The 18,453-nt window shown below is 74.3% G+C and carries 13 protein-coding genes; 9 read left to right on the top strand and 4 right to left on the bottom strand.

Translation table 11 applies throughout. The features are described from left to right. The first annotated feature begins 5 nt into the window (after nt 1-5). The 3 genes from K7G61_RS06520 (at nt 6) to K7G61_RS06510 (ending at nt 5,399) form a co-directional block, all read left to right on the top strand. Complete coding sequence (locus K7G61_RS06520) at nt 6-2,831, top strand: RNA helicase (RefSeq protein ID WP_225845691.1); 2,826 nt, start codon at nt 6-8, stop codon at nt 2,829-2,831. Between the two features lie 653 nt (nt 2,832-3,484). Continuing rightward, nucleotides 3,485-3,952 carry a hypothetical protein gene (locus K7G61_RS06515; protein WP_225845690.1) on the top strand — a complete coding sequence of 156 codons (468 nt, stop codon included), beginning with the start codon at nt 3,485-3,487 and terminating at the stop codon, nt 3,950-3,952. A gap of 103 nt (nt 3,953-4,055) precedes the next feature. Continuing rightward, nucleotides 4,056-5,399, top strand: coding sequence for a VCBS repeat-containing protein (locus tag K7G61_RS06510; protein ID WP_225845689.1), 1,344 nt, complete (start codon nt 4,056-4,058; stop codon nt 5,397-5,399). Nucleotides 5,400-5,551: 152 nt separating this feature from the next. Here the strand turns inward: K7G61_RS06510 and K7G61_RS06505 are convergent, their stop codons facing one another. Both K7G61_RS06505 and K7G61_RS06500 read right to left on the bottom strand, forming a co-directional pair. Continuing rightward, nucleotides 5,552-7,195: a cellulase family glycosylhydrolase gene (locus tag K7G61_RS06505; protein WP_374204078.1), complete on the bottom strand. Its 1,644-nt coding sequence runs from the start codon at nt 7,193-7,195 to the stop codon at nt 5,552-5,554. A gap of 405 nt (nt 7,196-7,600) precedes the next feature. Further along, complete coding sequence (locus K7G61_RS06500) at nt 7,601-8,461, bottom strand: polysaccharide deacetylase family protein (RefSeq protein WP_225845688.1); 861 nt, start codon at nt 8,459-8,461, stop codon at nt 7,601-7,603. A gap of 253 nt (nt 8,462-8,714) precedes the next feature. On the opposite strand from K7G61_RS06500, the gene K7G61_RS06495 reads away from it, so the two are divergent. After that, complete coding sequence (locus K7G61_RS06495) at nt 8,715-9,944, top strand: cytochrome P450 (protein WP_225845687.1); 1,230 nt, start codon at nt 8,715-8,717, stop codon at nt 9,942-9,944. A gap of 27 nt (nt 9,945-9,971) precedes the next feature. On the opposite strand, the gene K7G61_RS06490 is transcribed toward K7G61_RS06495, so the two are convergent. Next, nucleotides 9,972-10,940, bottom strand: coding sequence for a 5'-3' exonuclease H3TH domain-containing protein (locus K7G61_RS06490; RefSeq protein WP_225845686.1), 969 nt, complete (start codon nt 10,938-10,940; stop codon nt 9,972-9,974). A gap of 48 nt (nt 10,941-10,988) precedes the next feature. Here K7G61_RS06490 and K7G61_RS06485 point away from each other — a divergent pair, with 48 nt between their 5' ends. After that, a complete protein-coding gene (locus K7G61_RS06485) occupies nt 10,989-11,741 on the top strand; it encodes a helical backbone metal receptor (protein ID WP_225845685.1) in 753 nt (250 codons plus the stop codon). A gap of 59 nt (nt 11,742-11,800) precedes the next feature. Beyond that, nucleotides 11,801-12,781 carry a DUF2510 domain-containing protein gene (locus K7G61_RS06480; protein ID WP_225845684.1) on the top strand — a complete coding sequence of 327 codons (981 nt, stop codon included), beginning with the start codon at nt 11,801-11,803 and terminating at the stop codon, nt 12,779-12,781. 90 nt (nt 12,782-12,871) lie between these two features. Here K7G61_RS06480 and K7G61_RS06475 read toward each other — a convergent pair whose 3' ends face one another. Continuing rightward, nucleotides 12,872-14,077 (bottom strand): alanine racemase, encoded by a 1,206-nt coding sequence (locus K7G61_RS06475; protein ID WP_225845683.1) that lies wholly within the window; start codon nt 14,075-14,077, stop codon nt 12,872-12,874. Nucleotides 14,078-15,442: 1,365 nt separating this feature from the next. Here K7G61_RS06475 and K7G61_RS06470 point away from each other — a divergent pair. From K7G61_RS06470 to K7G61_RS06460, 3 genes are all read left to right on the top strand, one after another. Continuing rightward, nucleotides 15,443-16,186, top strand: a complete 744-nt coding sequence (locus K7G61_RS06470; RefSeq protein ID WP_225845682.1) for a hypothetical protein — start codon at nt 15,443-15,445, stop codon at nt 16,184-16,186. A gap of 104 nt (nt 16,187-16,290) precedes the next feature. Beyond that, nucleotides 16,291-17,532, top strand: coding sequence for a type VII secretion-associated serine protease mycosin (gene mycP, locus K7G61_RS06465; protein WP_225845875.1), 1,242 nt, complete (start codon nt 16,291-16,293; stop codon nt 17,530-17,532). Between the two features lie 145 nt (nt 17,533-17,677). Next, nucleotides 17,678-18,421, top strand: a complete 744-nt coding sequence (locus tag K7G61_RS06460) for an SseB family protein (protein WP_225845681.1) — start codon at nt 17,678-17,680, stop codon at nt 18,419-18,421. Nucleotides 18,422-18,453: the final 32 nt, after the last annotated feature.

Below are 18,453 nucleotides of genomic sequence, written 5' to 3'. Positions count from 1 at the left end.
GCGAGATGACCGAAGAGATGTCCCCCGCCGAGCGCTTCGCCGCCAGCCGGCGCCGCGCCGAAGAGAGCGCGACCGCGCTCGGCCGGTTCCGCGAACTGTACGAGTTCGGTCTCGACCCGTTCCAGATAGCGGCCTGCCAGGCCCTGGAGGCCGGCAGCGGCGTCCTGGTGGCGGCCCCTACCGGATCGGGCAAGACCGTGGTCGGCGAGTTCGCCGTCCACCTGGCCCTGGCCGAAGGCCGCAAGTGCTTTTACACCACGCCCATCAAGGCGCTGTCCAACCAGAAGTACAGCGACCTCGCCAAGCGGTACGGGGCCGAGAAGGTCGGCCTGCTGACCGGCGACAACAGCCTCAACGGCGACGCGCCCGTGATCGTGATGACCACGGAAGTGCTCCGCAACATGCTCTACGCCGGCTCCGCCGCCCTCGACGGCCTGGGCTACGTGGTCATGGACGAGGTGCACTACCTGTCCGACCGGTTCCGCGGCGCCGTCTGGGAAGAGGTGATCATCCACCTCCCGCCGTCGGTCACGCTGGTGTCGCTGTCCGCGACCGTCTCCAACGCGGAGGAGTTCGGTGACTGGCTGGACACCGTGCGCGGCGACACCAAGGTCATCGTCTCCGAGCACCGGCCGGTCCCGCTGTGGCAGCACGTCCTGGTCGGCCGCCGGATGTACGACCTGTTCGAGGAGAAGGCCGGCCCCACCGAGCCGCGCGGCCGCCGCGAGGTCAACGCCGAGCTCGAACGCCTGGCCAGGATGGAGAACCAGCGCGGCTACCAGCCGCGGGGCAAGCGGGGCAGGGAGGCCGACCGGGAGCGCGAGCGCCGCGCCCGCAGCAGGGTGTGGACGCCGAGCAGGGCCGAGGTCATCGACCGGCTCGACTCCGAGGGCCTGCTGCCCGCCATCACCTTCATCTTCAGCCGGGCCGGCTGCGAGGCCGCCGTCCAGCAGTGCCTCGCCGTCGGCCTGCGGCTGAACGACGAGGAGGCGCGCTCGGCCGTGCGCGCCCTCGTCGAGGAGCGCACCCGTGCCATCCCCGACGAGGACCTGCACGTCCTCGGCTACTTCGAATGGCTGGAGGGCCTGGAGCGCGGCATCGCCGCCCACCACGCCGGCATGCTGCCCACCTTCAAGGAGGTCGTCGAGGAGCTCTTCGTCAAGGGCCTGGTCAAGGCGGTGTTCGCCACCGAGACCCTGGCGCTGGGCATCAACATGCCGGCGCGTTCCGTGGTGCTGGAAAAGCTCGTCAAGTGGAACGGTGAGACGCACGCCGACATCACCCCCGGCGAGTACACCCAGCTCACCGGGCGGGCCGGCCGGCGCGGCATCGACGTCGAGGGCCACGCGGTCGTGCTGTGGCAGCGCGGCTTCGACCCGGCCGCCGTCGCGGGCCTGGCCGGCACCCGCACGTACCCGCTGCGGTCGTCGTTCAAGCCCTCGTACAACATGGCGGTCAACCTGGTCGGGCAGTACGGGCGGCACCGCTCGCGCGAGCTGCTGGAGACCTCCTTCGCCCAGTTCCAGGCCGACCGCTCGGTCGTGGGCATCGCCCGGCAGGTGCAGCGCAACGAGGAAGGGCTGGACGGCTACAAGGAGTCGATGACCTGCCACCTCGGCGACTTCGGCGAGTACATGGGGCTGCGCCGGGAGTTGAAGGAGCGCGAGGCCGAACTGTCCCGGCAGGGCGCGATGCAGCGGCGGGCGGCCGCGTCCGACGCGCTGGAGAAGCTGAGGCCGGGCGACATCATCCACGTGCCGGCGGGCAAGTACGCCGGTCTGGCACTGGTGCTGGAGCCGGGCATCCCCGGCCGGGCCACCGGCGACCACCACCCGCGCGGCGGCGAGTTCCACGACGGGCCGCGGCCGCTGGTGCTCACCGCCGAGCGCCAGGTCAAACGACTGGCGCAGATAGACTTCCCGGTCCCGGTCGAGGCACTGGAGCGGATGCGGATCCCCAAGTCCTTCAACCCGCGCAGCCCGCAGTCCCGCCGCGACCTGGCCTCGGCGATGCGCTCCAAGGCCGGCAGCGCCGGCTGGTCCGGGCCCGCCCGGCACCGCAGGCAGCGCTCGGCCGCCGCCGACGACACCGAGATCGCCCGGCTGCGGGCCGCCATCCGCGCCCACCCCTGCCACGGCTGCGACGACCGCGAGGACCACGCCCGCTGGGCCGAGCGCTACCACCGGTTGCGCCGCGACACCCAGGTGCTGGAGCGGCGGATCGAGGGCCGTACCAATACCATCGCCCGCACCTTCGATCGGGTGTGCGCGGTCCTGACCGAACTCGGCTACCTCGACGGCGACAAGGTCACCGGCGACGGCCGCCGCCTCGGCCGCCTCTACGGCGAACTCGACCTGCTGGCCAGCGAATGCCTCCGGGAACGGGTGTGGGACGGCCTGGGACCGGCCGAACTCGCCGCCTGCGCCTCGGCGCTGGTCTTCGAGTCGCGCCAGGCCGACGACGCGATGGTCCCGCGCCTGCCCACCGGAAAGGCCAAGGACGCCCTCGGCGAGATGGTGCGGATCTGGGGCCGGCTGGACGCTCTGGAGGAGACCCACCGGATCAACCAGACCGAGGGCGTCGGCCAGCGCTCACCCGACCTCGGCTTCGCCTGGCCCGCCTACCGGTGGGCCTCCGGCCACTCCCTGGACTCCGTCCTCACCGACGCCGACATGCCCGCGGGCGACTTCGTGCGCTGGTGCAAGCAGCTCATCGACGTCCTCGGCCAGATCGGCGACGCCGCCCCCGAGGACAGCCCGGTCCGCCGCAACTCCCGGCGCGCCGTGGACGGTCTGCTGCGCGGAGTCGTGGCGTACTCGTCGGTGGGCTGAGTCCCGCGGCACACCACGCCGCAATACCGCTCGTCACCGGGCGCCGGCCATCGGCCGGCGCCCGCGTTCGTCTTCCCTCCCGCTGCCCCCGTCGGGTGCCCTCAGCCGGCAACGACGCCTGCCACGACCGGACTTGACCGGGTTAGTGGCTCCCGTGATCGGCCTTGGGCAGTGTTGGCGACGCAGCCCAGTCGTCGAGAGGGGCCGGAGCAGAGATCGTCGGACGCGCGGCCTTCGTGCCGGCCGTCGCCCTCACTCCCGCCGGCTAACGGTGGCGCCATGCCGCCGGCCCGGATCCCGGCGCGACAGGAACGGGCCCGGAGGGACGTTCGGCGCCTTTCCACCACAACGGATCCGGAGGGGGAGTTGTCATGGGTGTGAATCGCACCGCGCGCATCCTGCGCTGGGGAATCGTGGTCACCGCCGTCGTGGCGGTTGCCGGCGGTCTCGCGGCGTGCGGGAAAGACGGTCACCGGCCGGCGCGAACGGCGGACAAGCACATCGGCGCGGCCCCGGTGGGCAGTGCGCAGCCGACGACGGGAGGACCGGCGAGCGGGTCCGGTCCAAGGATTCCGCCTCCCGTTCCACCGAGCCGCCTGCCCGACCAGACAGTCGCCCACTGGCGAACCGCGGGAGATCTCACCGCTTTGCCGGTGTCCGCAGGGCATCGGGTGCGCCTCAACGAGTGCGCGAGTGCGGAGGGCGTCACGGCCTGGCACGAGCAGGGGTACATCAGCGCCCGGAACACCCCTGCCCAGGAGGACATCCTCAGCTTCCCCGACACCACTGGCGCGGCCAGGGCCTTCGCCGCGATCCAGTCCGGCATGGAGGGCTGCGAGGACACCTTGCGCAAGCTGCAGAGCGGCTCCGGGACCGTCACCGACGCCCAGGTGACCCGGACCGCGCACAGTACGCAGGGTTCGGCCTGGTCCCGCACCTGGACCGGGGTGATCGGCGCATCGGCCGCCGGGCCGCAGATCAACCACTACTACCTGGTCCGGCACGGCGGCACGGTCGTCGTCGCCGCCTTCACCGAGTTCGGCGCGCACCCGGCCGACGCCTACGACACCGCCGGCGACCCGGCAGTCGTGTCCATGCTCGCCGCCGACGCAGCTTTCTGACCCGCCGCCCCGGTACGCCGAACACGGCAGCACGCGCACCCGGCGTACCGGGACGGCGCAATCGCACAGGGAATAACCCGTTCCGAGTAGCAAGGAAGCCGAAATGCGCATACCGAACGTCTCCACCCGTCTCCTTCGCCGGGGCATGGCCGGTCTGGCCACGGCCGCCGCCACCGCCGGCCTCATGTGTGTCGCCCCCGCCGCGCACGCCACGAGCAGCGTGGGCGGTCCCATCTCGGGTGCCGAGATGATGAGCCGGGCCCAGTACTGGGTGAACAACCACGTGCCCTACAACCAGTTGGCCTATGCGGCCGACCCGCAGGGCCGCACCTACCGCGAGGACTGTGCGGGATTCGTCTCGATGGCCTGGCACCTCAGTACGAGCCTGGTCGTCACGGACCCGGCGCCTTACGACTTCACCAATGTCGACGGCACGCCGAACACGGCCTACGACAAGGGCATCGGCAGTTTCAGCAACCTCCAGCAGGGCGATGCCATGGCCTACCCGCACGAGCACATCTGGCTGTTCGACCAGTGGACCAACAAGGCCAACGGTGACTTCACCTACTACGCCGAAAGCAACCCCAATGACCCGACCCACGGCCCGACCTCGGCCAACATCAACTCCTCCACCCTGGAGGGCTGGCCCAGGAGCGGGTACGTCGGCCTGCGCTACAACAACGTCACGGGCAACTCCGGGGCTCACCACGACTTCAGCGGTGACGGCCTGGACGACGTGGTCGCCGTCAACGGCCCCACGGGCAACCTCTACATGTACACGGGTGACGGCAACGGCGGCCTGAACGGCAGCAAGGTGATCGGCTCCAGCTGGGGCGGCATGTCGAAGGTCGCCGCCGGGGACTTCAACGGCGACGGCAAGGGTGACATCGTCGCGATCAACGCCTCCGACAGCAAGATGTACCTCTACCTGGGCAACGGGGACGGCGGGTTCTCCTCGACGAGTGTCATCGGCACCGGGTGGGGCGGCATGACCCACATCGCCCTCGGCGACCTCGACGGCGACGGCAAGGCCGATGTCCTCGCCGTCAACGGCTCGGACGGCAAGCTGTACGACTACAAGAGCACCGGCACGGGTCTCGTCTCGGGCACCGCCATCGGGTCCAGCTGGGGCGGGATGACCCAGTTCGCCGCCGGCGACCTCGACGGCGACGGCAAGGCCGACATCGTGGCCGTCAGCGGCAACGACGGCAAGCTCTACTCCTACCGGAGCACCGGCTCGGGCGTCACCGGCATGGGCGCCATCGGCTCCAGCTGGGGCGGCATGACCCAGCTCACCATGGCCGACCTGAACCACGACGGCAAGGCCGACGTGGTCGCCGTGGCCGGCAGCGACAGCAAGCTCTACTACTACCCGAGCACGGGCTCGGGTGTCGGATCCGGCACCGCCATCGGCACCGGCTGGGCCGGCATGACGCACGTCGTCTGACCACCGAACCGCGGGCGGCCTCGCGGCGGCCCGCGGTAAAGAGGGCGCCCTGGTCGGCTGGTCCACGGACCAGCCGACCAGGGCGCCGCTACGCGGTCCCGCGAGGCCGGTGATGCGGTTGTTCGGTCCTGCTTGCGGTGTGCGGGGTGCCCTCAGGAGGCGGTGCAGGTCAGCGTCGGCGTACTGATGGTGCCGCTCGCGGTTCCCTGAAGGCCGAAGCTGGTGGAGCCGGCCGCCGCCAGGGTGCCGTTGTACGAGAGGTTCTTGGCGCTGACCGACGTGCCGGACTGGGTGATGGTCGCGTTCCAGCCACTGGTCTCCTGCACGCCGGACGGCAGGGTGAAGGCGACCGTCCAGCCGTTGATCGCCTTGCTGCCGGCGGTCACGGTGACCGTGGCGGTGAAGCCCCCGGACCAGGAGTTGTCGGTGTGCCAGGAGGCGGAGCAGCCCGAGTCACCAGTGCCGCCGGTGGTGGTGCCGCCCGTGGTCGTGCCGCCGGTGGTGGTGCCGCCCGTGGTCGTGCCGCCGGTGGTGGTGCCGCCCGTGGTCGTGCCGCCGGTGGTGGTGCCGCCCGTGGTCGTTCCACCCGTCGTGGTCCCGCCCGTGGTCGTGCCGCCGGTCGAGCCCGTGCCGCCGAAGGTGGGGGCCTTGATCGAGGTCAGATAGCCGTCCTTGACGGTGTCGACGGTCTGCCAGTCGTCCTTCAGGATGCCGCCGGTGTCACCGGAGTCCGGGTTCCAGGACCAGAAGGTCCAGCTGAAGCTGTCGCCCCCGTTGCCGGAGGTGGGCAGCATGTAGTTGACCAGCGCCTTCAGCCACTGCTGGTCGGTGGTGGCCTGCAAAGTGGTGCCGAACTCGCCCACCCAGACCGGCGCGATGTTCTGCTTGAAGAGGTAGCCCCAGTACTTGTCCCAGATGCCGGGCATGTTCGACGGGAAGCTCGGGTCGGAGAACCAGGTCTGCTGGGCCACGGAGGTGGCGTAGTCGTGCGCCGAGTACACGACGCGGTTGGCGACGTTGAGCTGCACCGGGTACTGGCCCGCGCCCATCAGGTTGCCGCCCCACCAGCCCGAGGTGCCGTTGAAGGTCTGGACGCCCTCGACGAAGATCAGCAGGTTCGGGTTCTCGCCCAGGACGGCGTTGCCCCCGCGCTCCGCGGCCAGCCGCCAGTCGGTCGAGGTGTCGCCGCAGCCCCAGCAGGCCGGGTCGTGCGGCTCGTTGTGCAGGTCGATGCCGACCACGGCGGTGTTGCCCTTGTAGCGGTCGGCTATCGCCTTGAGGTTGGTGATCCAGGTCGACTCCGGCACCGAGCTGGTGTACCACAGCGCCGACTGGCCGCCGGCGTCCGGCCGGTGCCGGTCCAGGATGATCCGCAGCCCGATCGAGCCCGCGTAGTCGACGATCTTGTCCATGACCTGGAGGGAGGTGAGGCCCTGGAGGTCCGTGTTCATGCCGTAGAAGTTGATGCTGTTGGGCATGGTGCCCGGCTTGAAGATGTCGTCGCTGTACGGAAGCCGGATGGTGTTGTACCCGAGCGACTTCATCTGGTCCATCATCGACTTGTAGTCGCGCGACCAGAGGCCGTGCACGACGTCGTTGGACGTCTCGAAGCCGAACCAGTTGACGCCGGCGATGCGCACCGGCTGGTTGTTGGAGTCCAGGATGTCCCGGCCGCTGGTGTGCCAGTAGCCCGTGCCCGCGGCGGCGGTCGCGTCGGTGGTGGCGGAGGCCGCCCGCGCGGGCGACTGGGTGAGCGGCAGCAGGCCCAGCAGTGCGGCCGCGACTGCCGCGGCCAGCAGTGCGGCCAGTCGCCTTCGCCCCTGCCGCTGCGGTCGGCTTGTGGTGGGGCTCGACGAGCCCGCAGAGACAACCACGGTGCGATTCCTCTCGGTGGGGGGTGGGAACGCCTTCAGTTCGTGGTGTGGGAGACCGCCGGGAAGCGTTGTGGGAGCGCTCCCAGGCGCAACCTGCATGAAAGCGACGTCACCTGCGGGGCGTCAAGAGGGCCGACGGTGTTCAAGTTGTGAAGCCGCGGGTGCTGCCCGCCCGCGGCCCCGGGGTCGCGGTCCCAGGGTCGCGGCCCCGGGGGCGCGGTCCCGGCGGTCGCGGTCGCGTCGCGGTGTCCCCGGCGTGCGGGCCGTGGGGCAGGGCCGTGGAGCAGGGCCGGGCGCGAGTGCCCCCGTGGCGGTCCGCCCCACGTCTCAGGGCCGGTAGACCATGCCGGGCTCCGCGGTGGCGGGGGCGAGCAGTTCGGGCACGGTGACGAACGTGTAGCCCTGGGCCCGCAGGGCGTCGATGATGCCGGGCACCGCGGGCACCGTGCCCTTGTAGAGGTCGTGCAGCAGGATGATCCCGTCCCGGCTCGCGTCCTTCAGGATCCGCTTCTGGATGAGGGCGGTGTCGGTCGTGGCGTAGTCCGACGCGGTGTCGCTCCACAGCACCTGCGCCAGCCCCAGCTCCCGGCAGACCTTCTCGACCTTCTTGTCGGTACGGCCCTGCGGCGGGCGCATCAGGGTGGGCCGGGTGCCGGTGAGTTTCTCCACCGCCGAGTCCAGGTGGTCCAGTTCGGCCCGGATCCGCTCCGGCGGGAGCGAGGTCAGCACGGGGTGGGTCCAGGAGTGGTTGCCCAGCACGTTGCCGTCGGCGGCCATCTTCCTGACCAGGTCCGGGTATTTGTCGACATGGTTGTGGCCCAGCAGGAAGAAGGTGACCTTGACCTTCTTCCGCTCCAGGATGCTCAGCAGCGCCGGGGTGTTCTCGCTGGGCCCCGCGTCGAAGGTCAGGGCTATGCACTTGGCCTTGCGGCAGTCCACCGCGCCGGACGGGGCCGCGGTTCCGCCCGCGCCGCCGCCCGCCGTCTTGCCGTCCGTCCCGGTCCTGCCGTCCCCTCCGGCCTTCCCGTCCGTCCCGGCCTTGCGGGCCGCCTCGTACGCGGCCGTGCGGGCGGCCCGCGGCGAAGTGACGTCGTACGTGGCGCCGCAGGCGCTCAGCCCCAGTGACAGGCAGACGCTGAGAGCGGCGGCGACACCCGTCCGCCGGGCCCTTCGGGGGTGTTGGGGCATGGCGGGACCTCCGGGAAGGGTGGCGGGCAAGGGCGTGAACCTGCCGGGCGGCAGGACGCGCTCACTATACACACCGTCTATACATGGAAGGTATAGAGGGGTCGCCCCCCGCCGCACCGTCAGGTGGATCTTCGCCCAAAACTGAGCGCGACCGTACCGGCGCGGTGTGTACTGGTGGGCGACCCGTCATCGAGCGAGGCCCAGCGGGGGCGCGCGGCCCCCGGGCCCCCGACCGGCCTGGAGATGCGCGCACATGACCACGACCGCCCGCCTGGCCATCGACCCCTTCGGCACGGACATCCACGCGGAGAGCGCGCGGCTGCGCGCGCTCGGCGAGATCGTCCCGGTCGAGCTGCCCGGCGGCATCCCGGCCTGGGCGCCCACCGGCCACGCCACCTTGAAGTCGCTGGTGCTGGACCCGCGGGTCAGCAAGGACGCCCGGCGGCACTGGGCGTTGTGGCCCGAGATCGGCGAACACCCCGCGTGGGCCTGGATCGTGAACTGGGTGGGCGTGGTCAACATGCTCTCCACCTACGGCCCCGACCACACCCGGCTGCGCAAGCTGGTCGCGCCCAGCTTCACCGCCCGGCGGACCGAGGCGATGCGGCCCCGGATCGAGGCCGTCACCACGGATCTGCTCGACGCCCTCCCGGCCCGGGCCGGCGCCGCGGGAGCGGTCGAGCTGCGTGCCGGTTACGCGCACCCGCTGCCGATGCGCGTGATCTGCGAACTGTTCGGCGTGCCCGACCACTTGGCGGCCGCCACCGGCACCCTCCTCGCGGCCGTCATGGACACCTCCGACCCGAGCCCGGAGCACGCGGCCTTCGTGCAGCGGGAGATCGCCACGGTCCTGCCGGCCCTGGTGGAGTACAAGACGCGCAGCCCCGGCGACGACATGACCACCGAGCTGATCCGGGTACGGGCCGAGGACGGCGACCGGCTCGGCGACCAGGAACTCCTCGACACACTGCTGCTGGTGATCGGGGCCGGCTTCGAGACCACCGTCAACCTCATCGGCAACGCGGTGGTCGCGCTGCTGCGCCACCCCCGGCAGCTCGCCGCCGTCCGGACCGGCGAGATCGGGTGGGAGGCCGTCATCGACGAGGTGCTGCGCAGGCACCCCTCGATCGCGGCGCTCCCGCTGCGGTTCGCCGTCAGCGACATCACGATCGGCGGCGTGACCATCGCGGCGGGCGACGCGATCGTCACCACGTACGCGGCGGCGGGCCTCGACCCGCAGCACTACGGGCCCACGGCCGGCGAGTTCGACCCCGGCAGGGCCGCCGACGACCACCTCGCGTTCGGCATCGGCGTCCACCGCTGCATCGGCGCCCCGCTGGCCCGCATGGAAGCCGTCACCGCCCTGCCCGCGCTCTTCGACCGCTACCCGCGCCTCGCCCTCGCGGTCGACCCCGCCGACCTGAGGCAGGTGCCGTCGTTCATCGCCCACGGCTGGCGGGAGATCCCGGTCACGCTGGAGTAGCCGGGCGGCGCACGCCCGCCCGGCGCGTCAGCCGGCGGCCACCGCCAGCGACTCCAGCAGCCGGTCGAGGGAACCGCCCAGACCCCAGCGACCGGCCAGGGCGAGCAGGCCGTCGGGGTCCGCCGGTCCGGCCGGCAGCCGCGCGTCGAAGTCCGGCAGCGGTACGTCGCGGGCCACCGCCACCACCTTCGGCGCCACCTCCAGGTAGGACGCCGCCTCCTTGATATTGCGCCGGCGGGCGGGCGTCAGCTTCGACAGGGGCTCGTCGGCCGCCGCCCGCACCCCCGCCAGGTCCCCGTACCGCGTGATCAGCTCGGCCGCGGACTTGTCGCCGATGCCCTTCACCCCCGGCAGCCCGTCGCTGGGGTCGCCGCGAAGGGCCGCGAAGTCCGCGTACTGATCCGCGCGCACCCCGTACCGGACCAGGATCGCCTCCTCGTCGATCACCTCGGGGTCGCCGACGCCCTTGCGCGGGAACAGCACCCGCACCTCCCGGGCGTCGTCGACCAGTTGGAACAGGTCCCGGTCGCCCGTCACGATCGCCACGGGCGTGGCCGCGCGCGCCGCGAGCGTGCCGATCACGTCGTCCGCCTCGTAACCTGCCACGCCCAGGCGGGCGATGCCCACCGCGTCCAGCACCGCCTCGATCACCGGCACCTGCGGGGACAGCGTGTCCGGCACGTCCTCGGCCCCACCGCCGGTCTCCCCGGCCTCCCCGGCCTCCCCGTCTTCTTCGCCGGCCGCCACCCGGTGGGCCTTGTACGACGGGATCAGGTCCACCCGCCACCGCGGCCGCCAGTCCGCGTCCATGCACGCGACCAGTTCGGTGGGGGAGTGGTCCCTGACCAGCCGGGCGATGAAGTCCAGCAGCCCGCGCACCGCGTTGACCGGTGTGCCGTCGGGGGCGCGCACCGATTCGGGCACCCCGTAAAAGGCGCGGAAGTACAGGCTCGCGGTGTCGAGCAGGAGCAGCTTGCCGGGCGTTCGAGCGTTCACGGCGCCAGCATCGCACGCGCCGCCGACAACGGGCCGTACCGTGGTGCGGTGAGCCATCCGCCCCACCGCGTCGTCTCCCTGGTGCCGTCGCTGACCGAGGCGGTCGCCGCCACCGGGCCCGGCCTGCTGGTCGGCGCGACGCGCTGGTGCAGCCACCCGGCCGGCCTCGACGTCGCCCGGATCGGCGGCACCAAGAACCCGGACGTGCCCGCGATCATCGCCCTGGCCCCCGACCTCGTGATCGCCAACGAGGAGGAGAACCGCCGCGCCGACCTGGACGCCCTGCGCGCCGCCGGCCTCCGCGTCATGGTCACCGAAGTACGTTCGCTGCCGCAGGCGTTCGCCGAGCTGCGGCGGGTGCTGGCCGACGGCTGCGGCCTCGCCCCGCCCGGCTGGCTGGAGGCCGCCGAGGCCGCGTGGCGCGACCTGCCCGCCCACCCGCGCCGCCGCACCGCCGTGGTCCCCGTCTGGCGCCGCCCGTGGATGGCGCTCGGCCGCGACACCTTCGCCGGCGACCTGCTCGCCCGCCTCGGCGTCGACCACGTCTTCGCCGGGCACACCGAGCGCTACCCCCGGTTCGACGTCGCCGACCTGCCGCCCGCCGACCTGGTCGTCCTGCCGGACGAGCCCTACCGCTTCACCGCCGCCGACGGCCCCGAGGCGTTCCCGCACCTGCCCGCCGCCCTCGTCAGCGGCCGCCACCTCACCTGGTACGGCCCCTCGCTCGCCGAGGCCCCCGCCGTCCTCGGCGAGGCTCTGCGTCGCGCGGCGCCCCCGCCCGGACGCGCGGCCGGACTGTGACGGGCCTGTGACCCCTCGTCCTTACGGGATTCTCATGCTTGGGCCATAAAGTGACCGGCGTGACGACGAACACCCCGCCCGGCTGGTACAGGGAACCCGGGCACACAGGCAACGGCCCAGCCATGGAACGCTGGTGGGACGGCAGCGCGTGGACCGAGTACACGAGGACCGCCCCGGTCCCGGACGGCGCGTTCACCCACCCCTACGCGGGCGGCGACGTCATCGCCGGCGGCCCCGGCGGGCGGCGGCGCACCGGCACCGTGGTGATCGCCATCGTGGCCGCACTCGTGCTGATAGGCGGCGTCGTCGCCGGCATCCTCGTACTCGGCAAGGGCGACGACAAGAAGGACGCCGGGGACAAGGGCACGCCGACGCCCACCGCGACGCTGCCGCACCACGTCGCACCGGGACCCTCGGACGGCGGGCCCGGTGGCTCGGACGGGTCCGGCGGGTCGGACGGGTCCGGGGGCTCGCAGGGCGCCCCGTCGACCGGCGGCCGCGCGGTGGACGCGTACGACAAGATCAGCCTGCCCGTGCTCGACGGCTGGAAGGGTAGGTCGGGCGAGGCCGGCATAGGCGCGAGCGTGGACACGGGCCCGTACCCGTGCCCCTTGGAAGCGACGCAGGAGTGCGAGCGCGGCGGGGCGTTCGCCGAGCCCGCGGCCGCCTTGAAGCTCACCGGGACCGACCCCGAGGCGGCGGCCAAGGCCGACATCGCGTCCAACGCCACCAGCTCCTACGACACGAAGGCCTACGGCGCCACCACCTCCCACCAGGAGCTGGAGTCCAAGTCCGTGACCGTGGCCGGGCAGCAGGGCTACATGGTGCGCTGGAAGGTGACGACCACCTCCGGTACGGACGGCTACGTCGAGTCGCTGGTCTTCCCGTCCCCGGCCGACCCGTCCAAGCTCGTCGTGGTCCGCTTCGGCTTCGACGTGGGCGGCCAGGCCCCCGGCCCCGACGTGATGGACCGGATCACCGAGGGCATCAAGAAGGACACCAGCGGCGGCACGACCGGCGGTAGCGGGACCGGGGTCTGAGCGCCGCCGCCGGCCGTAGCGGCGGCCGGGCGGGCGCTACAGGCGCTACAGGCGCTACAGGCGCTACAGGCGCTACAGGATCTACAGGCCCTACAGGAACGTCTTTCCCTCGCCCCGGTACGTCGGCACCGTCGCGGTCACCCGGTCGCCCTCCACCAGGTGCAGCCGGTCGAAACGCTCGCACAGCTCACCGGCCTTCGCGTGCCGGAACCACACCTTGTCGCCGATCCGCAGGTCGTCCGCGGCCGTGCCCAGCAGCGGCGTCTGCACCTCGCCCGGGCCTTCCTGCGGGTCGTAGCGCAGCCCTTCGGGCAGGTACGGCACCGGCAGGCGGTCCTTGCCGGCCGCGCCGGAGGCCGGGTAGCCGCCGCCGAGCACCGTGACGACGCCGACGCCCGGGCGGCGCACCACCGGCAGCGCGAACAGGGCGGCAGGACGGCCGCGGAACGAGGTGTAGTTGTCGAACAGCCGCGGCACGTAGAGCCCGGAACCCGCGGCGATCTCGGTGACGGCGTCCTCGGCGGCCGTGTGCTGCACACTGCCCGTGCCGCCGCCGTTGACGAACTCCAGGTCCGGCGCCACCGCGCGCACCGCGGCCACCGCCTCCGCCCGGCGCGCCGCCAGCTCCCTGCGGGCCGCCGCCTGCATGAGCCGGATCGCCAGCGAACGGGCCGGGCGTCCGGCGACCGCGTCGCCGACCCCGGCGACATGGCCCTCGTACCCCATGATCCCCACCACCGTGAAGCCGCGCCGCGCGGTGACGGCGCGGGCCAGCCGCGCGAGCCGCTCCGGCGCGTGCAGCGGGGAGCGCAGCGCGCCGATCCGCAGCCGACCGCCCAACGCGCGCAGCGAGGTGTCCAGTTCGAGGCACACCCGCACGGTCTCGGTGCCGGTCCCGCCGCGTGCGGCGTCGATCAGGTCGAGCTGCGCCTCGTCGTCGACCATGACCGTGACGGCCCCGGCCAGCTTCGGATCGGCGGTCAGTTCCGCGTAGCCGCCGCGGTCGGCGGAAGGGTAGGCGAGCAGGACGTCGGTGAACCCGGCCCGGGCCAGCCACAGCGACTCGGCGAGCGTGAAGGACATCACGCCCGCGAAACCGTCACGGGCCAGCACCCGCTCCAGCAGCGCCCGGCAGCGCACGGACTTCGACGCGACCCGGATCGGCTTGCCCGCCGCTCTGCGCACCAGGTCCGCCGCGTTCGCGTCGAACGCCGCGAGGTCCACCAGGGCCAGCGGGGCGTCGAGACGGTCGGTGGCCCGGTCGTACCGGGCCCGGTCGGCAGCGCGCTCTGACATGACGGCAGACTGCCAGAATCGGCTACCGGACGGTAGCCCCCGCAGCGCCGCGGCACTTGGCGGTACGCGGGGCTGGACGGCGGTTCCGGCGCCGGGGACAGTGAGGGTGACGGCTCCGGCGCCCGGAAGCGACGGAGGCCGGCGGATCGCGACGCGGCGGCCGGGGGTACGGGCGGACCGACCCGGCGGCGGCGCGGGCCGCGCCGACCCCGTAAAGTGACGCGAGGCTGCCGCAGGTACAGGTCACGAGGGGGGCGCCGGGTGAGCACCGGAGTGGACAACGGACACAATTCCTCCCGTCCGCTCCCCCCGCTCCACCCCCGCGCGGCGGCCTCGGTGCCCAGCGGAGAGGAGCGGCCCTCCGGTGGTCGCGGCGAGGATCCGCACCCGCCGCGGACCCCGCCGAAGCCGACGGCCGCTCCGCCGCTGCCTCCGCCCCCGCCGGCGGCTCCTGCGTCCCGTCCGTCCCCGCCGCTTCCGCCGCGCCCCGTCGAACCACCCCGGCCGGCCCAGCCGGCCCGGCCGCCCGCGGCCGCGCGCCTGCCGACGCCGAACCCCTCACGGCCCTCGATGCCCCCTCCGGACGCGGCGTCGCGCGTCGAGCCGCCGCGGCCGGTGGCGGCGCGCCCGCCCGCCGGTCCGGCGGCCGCCCCGGCGCGTGGTGGCCAGGACGCGCGAGCCGGGCAGGGCGGGGCAGCGGTCCCACAGGCGCGGGACGGCGCCCCGCCGAAGGGCCGGACTTGCGTTCCGCCCCCGCCCGCCGCACCGCCGCCGGCGCCGGAACCCGGCGGAGGTGCGCGGACAGTGCGGGAGGAGGCGGTCGCCCCGGCGGGACCGCCGCCCGCCGCGCCGCCGTCCGTGCGGGCGACGACGTCCCCCCTGCCCCGGGCCACCGCCCCCGCCGCGCCCCCGCCGCCCGTCGGCACGCCCGTGGCGCCGCCCCGGCCCGCACCCGATGACCCCAGGACCGCGCCGCCGCCGCGTCCCCCCGCCGCACCGGCGCCTGACCGGCCGCCCCGGCCCGCGCGAGGCGGGCACACGCCGCCGTACCCGGCCCCGCCCGCGGGGGACGCGCCGTCGCGGCCGCGGCACCCCGCCGCCGGGCCGTCCGCCGCTCCGCGCGCGCCCGGAAATCCGCCGCGGCCGTGGTCCGCGCCTCCGGCTCCGCCCGCGCCCACGCCCGCGCCTGCGCAAGGAAGGCCCCCGTCCCCGCCTGGGACGCCTCCACCCGCCCCTCCTGGTTCGCGCCCGGGCGCGCCCGCCGAGCCGTACGCCTTCCCCCACGGGCCGGCTCCCGTGGCGGGGCGCGCCTTCGGGGCCGCGCGGCCGACGCGGATGCGGCGGGCCGGCGCTGCCTTGTGTCTGGTGCTCGGGCTCGGGCTGATCGGTGGCGCCGTCGCGGGCGCGCTGATCAACCACGGCCCCGGGGGCGAACCGCCCGTGGCGGACGGGAGCCCCGAGGCGTTCGCGCGGGCCCGGCAGGTGTGGCGCGAGGCGCCCGTGGACCAGCTCTTCCCGCGCACGCTGAGCGCGAAGGCCGCCGGGCCGGGCGGCGCCGACCGCGCCTGGACGCGGATCGGGGTGGCGGCGCCCAGCGGCTGCGCGGGGGCGTTCGACCCGCTGCTCGCGCGGGTCCTCGCGCCCGCCGGCTGCGTGAAGGTGCTGCGCGCCACGTACGTGGACAGCACCTCCACCACGGTGACCACCGTGGGACTCGTCGTCACCGCGGGCGACGCCTCCGCCATGCGCGCGCTCAATCAGCGCTGGAGCGACGAGCACCTCGGCGAGCGCAGCGACCTCATACCCAAGGCCGTGGCCTTCGCCGGGACCCCCGCCGCCTCGTTCGGGGACCCCCAGCGCGGCAGCTGGGACGTGCAGGTCTCGGCCGACCTGCCGTTCGTGGTGTACGGGGTGAGCGGCTTCGCCGACGGGCGCGCCGTCCCCGACCGGCAGCCCGCCGACAAGGCCACCGCCTCGGGCCAGACCACCACCCCCGCCCAGGCGGGTCTCGGCTTCGACGCGACCGGCGTCGCCTCCGCGGTGGACGACCGCCTGCACGCCACCGTCAGCGCCGAGCTGCACCCCTCCACCACCGGCCCGGAGAAGTGATGCCCCGCCCCGCCCGGCCCCGCACCCGTCCCCGTACCGCCTGTTCCCCCACCACGCGCCCCCGCCCCGGCCGGACCCGTACCGCCGGTCCCCGCCCCGCCCGGATGCTCCTGGCCGCGCTCGCCGCCTCCGTGCTGCCGATCGCGCTCGCCACGCCGCCCGCGTCCGCCGACGCCGCCCGGCAGGCGGACTGGGCGCTGGCCGCGCTGCACGCGCAGACGGCCTGGCGGACCACGCAGGGCAAGGGCGTGACGGTGGCGGTGCTCGACACTGGCGTCGACGGCACGCACCCGGACCTCGTCGGCCAGGTGCTGCCCGGCAAGGACGAGGTCGGCTTCGGGGCCGGGCGCGGCGACCCCTACTGGGCCAAGCACGGCACCGGCATGGCCGCGATCATCGCCGGGCACGGGCACGGCCCCGGCGGCTCGGCGGGAGTGCTGGGCCTGGCCCCGCAGGCCAGGATCCTGCCGGTGCGGGTGATCCTGGAGGACAAGGACTCGCAGCGCGCCAGGGCCAGGACCAGCCGGGGCAACGCGCTGCCCGACGGCATCCGCTGGGCCGTCGACCACGGCGCCGACGTCATCAACCTCTCGCTGGGCGACGACAGCGCCACGGCCGCGCCCGTCGCCGACGAGGACGACGCGATCCAGTACGCACTCTCCAAGGGCGTGGTGGTCGTCGCGTCCGCGGGCAACGGCGGGCAGGCGGCGGACCGTTCCTCGTACCCGGCCGCGTACCCGGGCGTCATCGCGGTCGCGGCCGTGGACCGCTACGGGAAGTACGCCTCCTTCTCCACCCACCGCTGGTACGCCTCGGTCGCCGCCCCCGGTGTCGACGTGGTCATCGCCGACCCGGACCGCACCTACTACCAGGGCTGGGGCACCAGCGCGGCCTCCGCGTACGTCTCCGGCGCCGTCGCCCTGATCCGCTCGGCCCACCCCCGGCTCAGCCCCGCCCAGATCAAGCGGCTGCTGGAGGACACCACCCGGCACAAGCCGGCCGGCGGGCGCAACGACGAGGTCGGCACCGGAATGATCGACCCCGCGGCGGCCCTGGCGGCGGCGCGCCGGCTCACGCCCGAGCCCGCCGTACCGGCCGCCGTCGCCTACCCCCACCGCTATTTCGGCCCGGGACCCGCGCCGGCGGCGAGGCCCGCCGACCCGGCCAAGGTGCTGGGCGACGGCGTCGCCACAGGTTTCGCGGCCGCGGGCGCGGCACTTGTCGCGGCGGCCGGCCTGCTGTGGTTCCGGCCGCGCCGCCCGGCGGCCGAGTCGTCCGGCGGCCACATCGGTGCGAGCGGCGGTACCGGTCACGGCGGAGGCCCGGGCATCCCCGGTACCGGGTGAGGGTGCGGCGCCAGGGGCGCCGGGAGTCCGCGGCCGCGCAGATCCGCCCCTGACCGTCCGTCGGCGGGTGCCCGCCCCTGGAAGCCCGCCGGCCCGCAGCCGGGTCGGGGCCGAGAGGCGCGAGCGGCCCGGATAGGGTTCCGTCGTGGCGCTCAAGAACATCCCGGACCCCGGGTTCCCCGACGACGACGGCTCCGCCGATCCCGCGCTGGCCGCCGCGCTGGCCGCCTGGGCGGCGGATCCCGGCGCCGAGCCCGCCGTCGTGGACGCGCTGCACGGAGCGCGGCTGCTGGTCCCGGTGGTGGCGCTGCTCGGCGAGGCGGAGACCGGCCCGGACGGGCTGCGCCGGGAGAAGACCAGCGACATGGCGGTCCCCACCATCCAGGCGCCGGACGGGCGCCGGGCACTGCCCGCGTTCACCTCGACCGCGTCCCTCGCGCGCTGGCGGCCGGACGCGCGGCCGGTGGCCGTCCCGCTGGGACAGGCACTGGCGGCCCTGGCCCACGAGGGAGCCGACACGCTGCTGATCGACATGGCGGGACCGGTGGCGTACGAGCTGACCGGCCCCGCGCTGCGGGCCGCGGCGCAGGGCCCGGGCGGCGGGCCGCCGCTGGAGGACCCCGCCGTGCGCGAGGCGCTGCGGGCCGCGGTGGCCGCGGAGCCCGGCATCGTACGGGCGCACCTGAACGCCGGGGCGGAGGGCGGCGGCGGGACGCTCGCGCTGGTGCTCGCCCCGGGCGCCGACGCCGCCGGGACGGGGCGGGCCGTGGCCGCCGCGCTTGCGGCCGACGACGTGCTGCGGGCCGCCCTCATGCGCGGTCTGGACCTGGACCTGGCGCTGCTTCCACCGGACGCGCGGCTGCCGGGCGAGCCGCTGTTCGCCCGCTGACCCGCGCCGTCCGGCCGCCCGCGCACGGGCAC

The sequence above is a fragment of the Streptomyces sp. HPF1205 genome (assembly GCF_020400825.1).
Classification (GTDB): domain Bacteria; phylum Actinomycetota; class Actinomycetes; order Streptomycetales; family Streptomycetaceae; genus Actinacidiphila.
Note: the sequence above shows the minus strand (reverse complement) of the source record. Positions and strands in the feature narration are given on the sequence as shown.

Excerpts from the sequence above, each read along its gene's own strand:
- K7G61_RS06520 (WP_225845691.1), top strand. The coding sequence starts at position 6 with ATGACCGAAGAGATGTCCCCCGCCGAGCGCTTCGCCGCCAGCCGGCGC.
- K7G61_RS06510 (WP_225845689.1), top strand. The coding sequence starts at position 4,056 with ATGCGCATACCGAACGTCTCCACCCGTCTCCTTCGCCGGGGCATGGCC.
- K7G61_RS06500 (WP_225845688.1), bottom strand. The coding sequence starts at position 8,461 with ATGCCCCAACACCCCCGAAGGGCCCGGCGGACGGGTGTCGCCGCCGCT.
- K7G61_RS06495 (WP_225845687.1), top strand. The coding sequence starts at position 8,715 with ATGACCACGACCGCCCGCCTGGCCATCGACCCCTTCGGCACGGACATC.
- K7G61_RS06475 (WP_225845683.1), bottom strand. The coding sequence starts at position 14,077 with ATGTCAGAGCGCGCTGCCGACCGGGCCCGGTACGACCGGGCCACCGAC.
- mycP (WP_225845875.1), top strand. The coding sequence starts at position 16,291 with ATGCTCCTGGCCGCGCTCGCCGCCTCCGTGCTGCCGATCGCGCTCGCC.